General features: G+C 74.7%; 9 protein-coding genes. 3 read left to right on the top strand and 6 right to left on the bottom strand.

Features of this window, described 5'->3' with window-relative positions; genetic code table 11:
• Positions 1-59 precede the first annotated feature (59 nt).
• On the bottom strand, positions 60-617 hold the full coding sequence (gene idi, locus ABD54_RS23360; protein WP_047871686.1) for an isopentenyl-diphosphate Delta-isomerase: 558 nt from the start codon (positions 615-617) through the stop codon (positions 60-62).
• A 281-nt stretch (positions 618-898) separates the two neighbouring features.
• Between idi and ABD54_RS23355 the strand changes: the two genes are divergently transcribed.
• Positions 899-2386, top strand: coding sequence for an SDR family NAD(P)-dependent oxidoreductase (locus tag ABD54_RS23355; RefSeq protein WP_047871683.1), 1488 nt, complete (start codon positions 899-901; stop codon positions 2384-2386).
• A gap of 237 nt (positions 2387-2623) precedes the next feature.
• Here ABD54_RS23355 and ABD54_RS23350 read toward each other — a convergent pair whose 3' ends face one another.
• A complete protein-coding gene (locus tag ABD54_RS23350; protein ID WP_268778203.1) occupies positions 2624-3310 on the bottom strand; it encodes a response regulator transcription factor in 687 nt (228 codons plus the stop codon).
• 91 nt (positions 3311-3401) lie between these two features.
• Positions 3402-4652 carry a sensor histidine kinase gene (locus ABD54_RS23345; RefSeq protein ID WP_047871682.1) on the bottom strand — a complete coding sequence of 417 codons (1251 nt, stop codon included), beginning with the start codon at positions 4650-4652 and terminating at the stop codon, positions 3402-3404.
• Between the two features lie 150 nt (positions 4653-4802).
• Here ABD54_RS23345 and ABD54_RS23340 point away from each other — a divergent pair, with 150 nt between their 5' ends.
• Positions 4803-6215: a DUF418 domain-containing protein gene (locus ABD54_RS23340; RefSeq protein WP_082166956.1), complete on the top strand. Its 1413-nt coding sequence runs from the start codon at positions 4803-4805 to the stop codon at positions 6213-6215.
• Here ABD54_RS23340 and ABD54_RS23335 read toward each other — a convergent pair.
• Positions 6104-6388, bottom strand: coding sequence for a MoaD/ThiS family protein (locus ABD54_RS23335; protein WP_047871681.1), 285 nt, complete (start codon positions 6386-6388; stop codon positions 6104-6106). The genes ABD54_RS23340 and ABD54_RS23335 overlap by 112 nt on opposite strands.
• Position 6389: 1 nt before the next feature.
• Complete coding sequence (locus ABD54_RS23330; protein WP_047871680.1) at positions 6390-7493, bottom strand: sialidase family protein; 1104 nt, start codon at positions 7491-7493, stop codon at positions 6390-6392.
• A 445-nt stretch (positions 7494-7938) separates the two neighbouring features.
• Between ABD54_RS23330 and ABD54_RS23325 the strand changes: the two genes are divergently transcribed.
• A complete protein-coding gene (locus tag ABD54_RS23325) occupies positions 7939-8544 on the top strand; it encodes a TetR/AcrR family transcriptional regulator (protein WP_047871679.1) in 606 nt (201 codons plus the stop codon).
• Between the two features lie 109 nt (positions 8545-8653).
• Here the strand turns inward: ABD54_RS23325 and ABD54_RS23320 are convergent, their stop codons facing one another.
• Positions 8654-9046, bottom strand: a complete 393-nt coding sequence (locus ABD54_RS23320) for a nuclear transport factor 2 family protein (RefSeq protein WP_235432165.1) — start codon at positions 9044-9046, stop codon at positions 8654-8656.
• Between the last annotated feature and the right edge of the window lie 604 nt (positions 9047-9650).

Below are 9650 nucleotides of genomic sequence, written 5' to 3'. Positions count from 1 at the left end.
CTCCCGCCTCCGCCGCACGGCACCCCGGGCCCGCCCCGTCCCGGGGGCCGCCGCACGGCTCAGAGCGCGTTCAGACGGGGGATCTGCTCCACCGCCCACGGGCTCAGCAGCCACGGTGTGCGTTCGGCGACCGCCACCAGGTCCGCCCACTCAGCCCACGCGTACTCGGCCACCTCCGACGGGTCGGGGGCCGGTCCGTCCTCGGCGCGCGCCCAGAAGACCGGGCAGAACTCGTTCTCCACGATCCCCTCGGCCGACACCGCCCGGTACCGGAAGTCGGGCAGCGCGGGCCGCACCCCGCTGACGCGCATCCCCAGCTCCTGGCCGACCCGGCGGCGCACGGCCGCGTCGAGGTCCTCGTCCGGGCCGGGGTGGCCGCAGCAGCTGTTCGTCCACACCCCCGGCCAGGTGGTCTTGCCCAGGGCCCGGCGGGTGATCAGCACCCGTCCGTCCGCGTCCAGGACGTAACAGGAGAACGCCAGGTGCAGCGGTGTCTCCCGGGTGTGCACGGTGGCCTTGTCGGCGACTCCCACGCGCCGGTGCTCCTCGTCGAGCAGAACCACTAGTTCGCGCTCGGCGCCGCCCTCCGCGCCCGCGGCGGCCTTGTGCTGGGTCACGGCTCCCACCCCCCGGTTCCGGGACCGCCGCGCTCCGCCCGGCCGTCCCTCGTTCCTGCGTCACACCCGTACGGTCCGTACTTCCTACGCGGCGACGTTGTCCCCCCCATACTCACCCGTCACTCACACCCGATGCGCACCGGCTCCACCGGACCGCGCTCCGCGCGGTCCCGGGGTGCGCGTACAGTTCCTGATGGCCCCGAGTCGGGAGCCACCGGACACAGGGAACGCAAGGCCGGCCGCGACGACCGCGGCGCGGCGGTGGAGCGGTGACAGAGACGATGACGGACACGGGTACCCGGACGCCGCCGGAGGAAACGGAGCACCCGGCGGAGCGGATCGACCCCGACCGGCTGGCCGCGTGCCTGGAAGTGATCGCCCGCGCCGGCGAGCTGCCCAGCGACCACCCGGACTCGGTCGCCCTCCAGCGCGCGACCGCCCGCCTGTTCAAGAACGTCAAGGAGCAGCGCCGCAAGGAGCGCCAGGCCGCCCGCCGGGCCCACGACAGCGCCGTGTTCGCGGCCACCGCCACCGCGGCGCCGGACCGGATCGACGACGAGACCAACGGCCGCGCCCTCACCAGCGGCAGCGGCGGCGCCCTCGCGGGTGTGCTGAGCAGGCCCCGGCCCTGCTACATCTGCAAGGAGAAGTACCGGGAGGTCGACTCCTTCTACCACCAGCTTTGCCCCGCGTGCGCCGCGTTCAACAGGGAGCGCCGGGCCGCCCGCACCGACCTGACCGGGCGCCGGGCCCTGCTCACCGGCGGCCGGGCCAAGATCGGCATGTACATCGCCCTCCGGCTGCTGAGGGACGGCGCGCACACCACCGTCACCACGCGGTTCCCCAACGACGCGGTGCGCCGCTTCGCCGCGATGCCCGACAGCGGCGAGTGGCTGCACCGGCTGCGGGTGGTGGGCATCGACCTGCGCGATCCCGCCCAGGTGCTGCGGCTGGCCGACTCGGTGGCCGAACAGGGGCCGCTGGACGTCCTCATCAACAACGCGGCCCAGACGGTTCGCCGCTCGCCCGGCTCCTACGGGCCGCTGGCCGAGGCCGAGGCCGAACCGCTCACGGGCGAGGGCCTGCCCGAGCCGCTGGTGCTGGGCGGCGTGCGCCCGGGCGCCCTGGAGGGCCCCGCCGGTCCGGAGCGGGACGCCCCGGCGACCCACGCGCTCACCCCGGCCATGCTCACGTCCCTGGCGCTGACCACGGGCTCCGCGTCGATGGAGCGGGTGCGCACCGGAACGGCGATCGACGCCGGGGGGCTGGTGCCCGACCTGGCCCCGGTGAACAGTTGGACGCGGCGGATCGGCGAGGTCGACCCCGTCGAGATGCTGGAGGTGCAGCTGTGCAATGTGAGCGCGCCGTTCCTGCTGGTGGACCGGTTGCGCCCGGCCCTGGCCGCGTCCTCGGCGCGCCGCGCCTACATCGTGAACGTGTCGGCGATGGAGGGGGTGTTCGGCCGCGGCTACAAGGGGCCGGGGCACCCCCACACCAACATGGCCAAGGCCGCGCTCAACATGCTCACCCGCACCAGCGCCCAGGAGATGCTGGAGTCCGACGGCATCCTGATGACCAGTGTGGACACCGGGTGGATCACGGACGAGCGCCCGCACCCGGAGAAGGAGCGGCTGGCCGAGGCCGGGTTCCACGCGCCCCTGGACCTGGAGGACGGGGCCGCGCGCGTGTACGACCCCATCGTGCGGGGCGAGCTGGGCGAGGACCTGCACGGGTGCTTCCTGAAGGACTACGCCCCCGCCAACTGGTAGGGGGCCGCCGGAGGCCGGGCGCCCCGGGGACCCCCCCGTACTCCGGGAAACCGCGTAGGGCCCGGCGGCGGTGGAGGCGGCGGGGGCTGTGGGCGACCGCCGCCCGCGAGCGGCTGGAGGGCGCCGCTCCTGCCGGGAGCGGCACGGCGGTCGGGGCGCGTTCCGCCGCCGGACGGTTCCGGGTCCCGCCGTCGCGCCACCGCGCGGCGCACCGGCGCCGCCCCGGGGAGGCGCCGACTACTCCGCGTGCCCGTTGCGGTAGGCCCAGGCCGCCACCTCCACGCGGTTGCGCGCCCCCAGCTTGGCCTGCACGCTCGCCAGGTGCGTCTTGACCGTGCTCACGGTGACGAACAGCTCCCCGGCCACCTCGGTGTTGGTCAGCCCCCGCGCCACCGCGCGCACGATGTCCAGCTCCCGCACGGTCAGCCCGCAGTCCCCCGGCGCGGACCGGGGCGCCGACGCGAAGTGCCTCAGCAGCCGGACGGTGACCCTCGGGGAGACCAGGGCGTCGCCCCTGGCGGCGGCCCGCACCGCCTCCACCAGCAGGGCCGGTCCGGCGTCCTTGAGCAGGAACCCGACCGCCCCTCCGGTGATCGCCGCGTGCACGTACTCGTCCAGGTCGAACGTGGTCACCACGACCACCCGGAGCGGGTCGGCCACCCCCGGACCGGCCAGCCGCCGCGTGGCCTCCAGGCCGTCCACCCCCGGCATCCGGATGTCCATGAGCACCACGTCCGGGCGCAGCTCGCGCGCCAGCCGGACCACCTCAAGGCCGTCACCGGCCTCGCCCACCACCTCGACGCCGTCCTCGGCCGCCAGCATGTACCGGAACCCGGTCCGCACCATGGCCTGGTCGTCCGCCAGCAGCACCCGGATCGGCGCCTCGCCGTCGCCGGGCGCCGCCCGCTCCCCTCCGGTCCCCAGCGCCACCCCTGCTCCCTCCCTTTCCCGAGACTCCCCGGCCGCCGTCACCACTCCTGCTCCTTCTCGTCCTCCCGGGAACCCCCGGTCACCGTCACCCCTGCTCCCCGACCGTCGAACGCCGCTCCGGGCCCCCGTCCGCCCGGTCCAGCGGCAGCCGCGCCGCCACCTCCCAGCCCCGGTCCCGGGGACCCGCGGAGAACGCACCGCCGAGCAGGCGCACCCGCTCCGCCATGCCGACCAGGCCGAACCCGCCTCCGGACGGGCCCGCGGCCCCCTGGCCGTCGTCGACCACCCGCACCGCGACCTCCTCCGCCCCGGCCTCCACCGACACCTCCACCCGGGTGGCGCCCCGGGCGTGCCGCAGCGCGTTGGTGACCGACTCCTGGGAGATCCGCAGCACCGCCGTTCCGGCGGTCGGCGGCAGGGCGTCCACGGGGCCTTCGCACCGCACCGCCACCTCCGGGCGGCTCCCGGCCGCCGGTGTCGCCAGCCGGGCCAGCCCCGCGGCGGCGTCCGGGGCCAGCGGCACGTCGCCCGGTTCCCGCAGCCGCGAGACCATCCCGCGCATGGACTCCAGGGCGCGCGCCCCCGCCGCCTCGATCTCGGGCAGCGCGTTGCGCACCGCGCCGGGGTCGCGGTCGGCTATGTGGCGCAGCGCCTGTGCCTGGACGACGATGCCGGTCACCTCGTGCGCCACGACGTCGTGCAGGTCGCGGGCGATCGCCAGCCGCTCCTGGGAGCGGGCCTGCTCCATGTGCGAGCGGCGCTGGGCCTCCCGCCACCGCAGGTACAGCCCCGGGGCCAGTCCCACGGCCACGAACGTCAGCGACGTGTTGGCCAGGCTCGCGTAGTAGGGGACGGGGTCTCGCAGGTAGTCCGAGAGGGCGGCCGCGAAGGCGCACAGGGACACCGCGCCGATCTGCCAGGGACGGCACCGCAGCCCGGCCAGGACGAGCAGCACCAGCAGCGCGCCGACCTCCGAGCCCACCAGGGCGTATCCGAACGCCTCCCCCCCGGGCAGCGGCCACAGCGTCACCGAGGCCGCCAACACCGTGGCCGACGCCGATACGCCGACAGCCCAGGTCGCCACCGGCCCCGCCGACGGCCGCAGGGCGAGCAGGGTGAGCGCGCAGGCCGCCGCGCCGGAGACCACCGGCAGGTAGTCCATGGCCGAGTGCGGGGGCCCCATCCAGTGCGGCGTGGAGAAGTCGTCGTGAACGCGCAGCAGGTCCAGCACCCATACCACCGCGAGCACGCACGCCACCGCCCACGGCGTCAGCCGGGACAGCGCACCGCTGCTCCGGCTGACGCCGAGCTTCGCGAACACCCTGTTCATGGCCATGGCGACCAGAGTAGGCGGCACCGAAGCGGCGGGCTTCGGCCGGAGGTACGAGGCGGGCGGTTCCGGACGTCGTCCGTTCGGTCGATGCGCGCGCACGGGCGCGGAGACGAGGCTGGGAGCCGTTCGCATCCGGAAGGGGAGGGGCAGCGCATGGGCGAGGCGGGGGACGGCACGGCCGGTGCACGACGGAACGACGCCGGGCCGCCGGGCGGGACCGGGGAGCGGCGTGAGGACGGGGCGCCCCACACGGCCGGGGCGGCGCCTGACGGCGACCTCCCCGGCCTCGCGCCCCCCGCGCGGCGCGTGGCCTTCCTGGACGTCGCCCGGGCGCTCGCGATGATCGGCGTGGTCATGATGAACGCGTCCTCCGTCGTCTATCCCGTCGAGATGTCGGGGAACCGGGTCCCGGGCCTGCTGACCGACATCGTCGACGGCGGCCTCAACCTGCTCATGTCGGGCCGGGCCAGGACGATGCTCATGGTGCTGCTGGGCGCGGGCCTGGTCCTGGCCTGGCGGGCCGCCGCCCGGCGGGGCGGCCGTCCCGCGGCGGTGACGCTGCGCCGCTACGCCGTCCTGGGTGTGCTGTTCGGCCTTCCGCACCTGGCGGTCTTCGACGGGGACATCCTCACCCATTACTCGGTCGCGGCGCTGCTGTTGATCCCCCTGGTTCCGCTGCTGCTCGCCGGGTCCCGCCGCAGGCCGCTGGTCGCGGCGGCCGTGCTGTTCGCCGCCGTGCCGGTGTCGGACCTGCTGCTCTCGCCGCTCCTCCGGGACCACGTCTGGGGTGCCTCGGCGACGTTGGTCCCGCAGACCCTCGGGTTCTTCTGCGTCGGCGTGTGGCTGGCCCGCCGCCCCGAGCTCACAGCCGCGCCCGGAACCGGCGCGGAGGGGGCCTCCCGCCTGCCGCTGCGCATGCTCGTGTCCGGCGCGGCGGCCCAGGTCCTCAGCGTGGTCCTCATGCTCGTCGGCGGCATGGCGTTCCCGACCGAGTTCGGCGCCGACGGCGTTCCGGTGCGCTCGGTGGGGGAGACCGTGACCATGCTCCTGGGGAACACCTTCCTGAACCTGGGCGGAGCCCTGTTCTACCTGGGACTGGTGTGGTGGCTCGTTCTCAGGGGCCGCGGGGCGTCGCGCGTGCTGGGAACCCTGGCCCCGCTCGGACGGATGACCCTCACGGTGTACCTGGGCAGCACGGCGGTGTTCCTGGCGGTCATGGGCCCGTTCGAGGGAACGGTCCCCACCCTCGCCCAGTACGCCCTGGCCGCCGCCTACTTCGCCGCGACCGCCGTCCTCGCCAGCCTGTGGGCCCGCCGGTTCCGGCTCGGCCCGCTGGAGTGGGTGTGGCGGAGCCTGACCCACCTGCGCCCCGTTCCCATGCGCGTCGAGCGCTCCGGCTCCCCGGCCGCCAGTGGCGTCGCTGCCCGGCACCGGCCCGGGAGCCCCGGACGGCCTCAGCCCCCGGCTACCGAGGGCAGCACGCGCACGTCCGCGCCGTCGCGGACCGGCGCCGCAAGCCCGCCGACCCCGCGGCACTCGTCCTCGTCCACGAACACGTTGACGTAGCGGCGCAGCCGCCCCTGCTCGTCGCGGATACGCCGGTCCAGCCCCGGATACCGGGCGGCGAGCGCGTCCAGCACCCCGCTCAGCGCGGCCCCGTCCCCGACCTCCACCGGGACGTGGGCCGCGCCGTCGGCGTCGGCCCTCAGCAGCCCCGGCAGGTGTACCGTCACCCGCATCTCACACCTCCACGGCGCGTACGCACAGGACGTCGGGCAGGTGCTGGACCACCGGGTGCCAGCCGTCACCGTCGTCGGTGGCGGCGTAGACGTCGCCCGAACGGGTGCCGAAGTAGAACCCGGGCACGTCCGCCCCGTCGGTGCAGGCGCCGTCGCGCAGCACGATCCCGAAGTAGGGCTCCCGAGGCAGGCCCTCCGTGAACGGCCGCCAACCGCCGCCCCCGTCGTCGGTCCGGTACACGCCCAGCCTGTGGTCGGGCGGCAGGTGCACCTCCTGGCTCACCACCGGGAAGTTGAGCGCGGTCTCCGGCCGGTGCGGGTGGGCGACCACCGCGAACCCGAAGTCGGTGGGCAGGCCGGTCTCCACGGCCGTCCACCCCTGCCCCGCGGGGTCCGAGCTGCGGTACACCCCGTGGTGGTTCTGCGCGTAGAGCACGCCGCCCGGACCGGCGGCCACCTTGTGCACGCACTGGCCGTACTCGGGCTCCTCATCGGGCAGGAACACCGCCGAGATCCCCCGGTTGGCCGGAGCCCAGCTGGCACCGTCGTCGCGGGTCTGGTAGACACCACCGGTGGACATGGCCACCGTCACGGCTCCGGGTACGCGCTCGCCCGCGCCGAGGACGCCGGGCAGGATGGTGTGGACCGCGCCGCCGCCCGCTCCGGGGAACCAGTGGGCGCGGTGGGGGTGGTCCCACAGGGCGCGGACGAGTTCGAAGCGCAGCCCGCCGTCGGACGACCGGAACAGGGCGTGCGGCTCCACCCCCGCGTACACCGTGTCGGCGTCGTCGCCGAAGGCGAACTGCCAGGCCCGGACGAGGGAGGCGTCGGTGTCCTCGGGGAAGGCGATGGGCGCCGCCCCGGGTTCGTGCCAGGTGGCGCCCCCGTCGTCGCTGTACCAGACGCTCGGTCCGAAGTGCGAGCTCTCCGCTCCGGCGAGGACGCGGCCGCTGTGCGGGTTGACGCCGACCGCGTACACCGCGCTCATGCTGGCGTAGTCCGCGGAGTCGAGCCGGTGCGGGCCGCTCACCTCCCACGCGCGCCGATCCTCGCTGCGGGCGGTGAAGAGCCCCTTGCGTGTGCCGATGACCAGGAGATATGCCATGACCAGCTCCAGAATGGGATCGAGGTCTCCACTGTGGCACAGGTCACCGACAATCGGCGGTCGCGCGCTCCGGCGGGACGTGTTCCCCGGCCGGGAAACAGTAAGGAAACCGAACGTTTTCCCGGAAGATGTTCAATGGGGTCCGATCCGGAATGCGTCCGCTCCGGCCGATCGGAAGGTGAAATCCGGTGGGAGGGGAACCGCTTTCGGGGTAGATGTTCCGCACGGTCCGGAAGGCGGTTGTCAGATGAACCCCGCTCTGCAATAAAATTCCGGGCCAACCAGTGCGCCCGCGTGGGTTTCGGCCTGTGCCCACCGGATGCGTTCCCGCTACAACAGGACAGACGACTTCCCGCTCCCCGAACTCGCGGTGCGTTTCAGGACTACCGTCCCAATGGTCCCGCGTACCAAAGAGAACCGGGTTCCCACTCGATAGGGTCGCCTCATGCACCACCCCCCCGACACGCTCCACGCCCGCAAACGCCGCAAGGCCCGGGCCATGATCGTGTCAGCAGCCTTCCAGCTCTTCGCGGAGCACGGATTCGACAACGTCACGGTCGCCGCGATCGCCGAACGCGCGGAAGTCGGCCGGACCACCTTCTTCAGGTACTTCGGCGACAAACAACAGGTGCTGTTCGCCGACGACGGTGCCGAGGCCGACCGCATGTGCGCCTACGTGCTGGAGAAGGCGCTCAGGCCGCTGGGCGAGGACCTCGGCGCCGCCGTCGAACTGCTCAGGGAGGCCGACACCGCCGTCAGGCCGCACACCGCGCTCTCCCCGGCCCACTCCGCCGTTCTGGCGCGCCTGCTCCGGGAGAGCGGTGAGCTGCGCTCGCGCTACCTGCTCACCCGCCAGCAGCGCGCCCACCGGTTCGCCGGAGCCCTGGTGGAGGCGGGCGCGACCGAGGAGGTCGCCGTGCTCGCCTCCCACACCGCCATGGCCTGCGAGCTGACCGCCATGCGGCTGGCGGAGAACCCGGAGGCCTTCCCCGGCCGCCTCGACGAGGCGCACGTCCTCCTCCGTACCATCGGCAGACCGGCGGCCCCCTGACCCGGGCCCCGACCCCACACCGCCCCGGGGCGCACCGATGTCGGCACCGGCCGCCCCGGGCCGTGTCGCGGGGCCGGCGTGCCTGCTGCGCCCCGGCGCGTACGCGGCGTCAGGAGGCGCGCCGCGCCGCGTCGAGGGCCGCCTCCACGCCCTCGTCGTAGCGGAGCGCGGCGGTGATCAGGCCGTGGCGCACCTCGAACAGGGTCGCGGTGCGCACCGGGGCCGCCTCGGGGCCCGAGTCGGCGCGACCCGGCCGGGCGGCGTCCTGCTCGACAACGACGCGGTGCTCGTCCACGGTGTGCCAGCCGACCGGTTCGACGCGGATGCCCGAGTCGCGGACCCAGTCCAGGAAGGCCTCCACGCCCCGTACGGAGCCCCGGGGGCCGCCGACCCTGATGTCGGGGTCCACGAGTGCCTTCGCCGCCGTCAGGTCCCGTGCGCTCACCGCCGCGTGCCAGTCCCTGACCGGCGCCCAGCGCGCGTCGTCGGTGTCCGCGCTCATGTGCATCGCCCTCTCCGCTTCGGGTGTCCGTACCTTCCGCCCGCGCGTTCCCGCGGGCCCCCACCCCGCTACCCGGAACCGGGCGGTCGTGACCGTCCCCTCCGGAAACGGTGCGCGCGGATCGCGGGGGAAACCCTCGGACTCCCGAGGCGGTCCCCTTTCCCCGCCGTAGGGAAACGGCGTTCCCGGAGGGAAGGAAGCCGGGGTCCTTTCCGCTCTCTCCCGTATGCCCGTTCCACCGGTGTCCGCCTACGCCGGGAACGCCGTTCGGAAGCCGTTCGCGACGGGTGGCGCCCCGGGAGGGCGCGCTCCCCGGCCGCGCACGGGGGCCGGGACGCGCGCGCCGACGGGGGAGGGGTCGCCTGAACTGGTGTTCCGCGTGCACGGGGCCCGGAGGGGGCCCGGGCCGTAATCTCCCCCGTGTCGTCCGCCGGCGGACCCGCCCCGGCGCGGAACCGGGCACGGGGATGACGTGCGGGAAGCGCGTCGGAAGGAGCGCGTGAAGCCGAGGGAGAAACCCCGGGAACACGCTGCGGGAGTTTCCGCGGTGAATTCCCGGGCCGAAACCGAAAGGCGCGCGGCGGGCCCCTCCCCGGTTCCCGCC

It is taken from the genome of Nocardiopsis sp. RV163, from assembly GCF_001029525.1.
GTDB lineage: Bacteria > Actinomycetota > Actinomycetes > Streptosporangiales > Streptosporangiaceae > Nocardiopsis > Nocardiopsis dassonvillei.
Note: the sequence above shows the minus strand (reverse complement) of the source record. Positions and strands in the feature narration are given on the sequence as shown.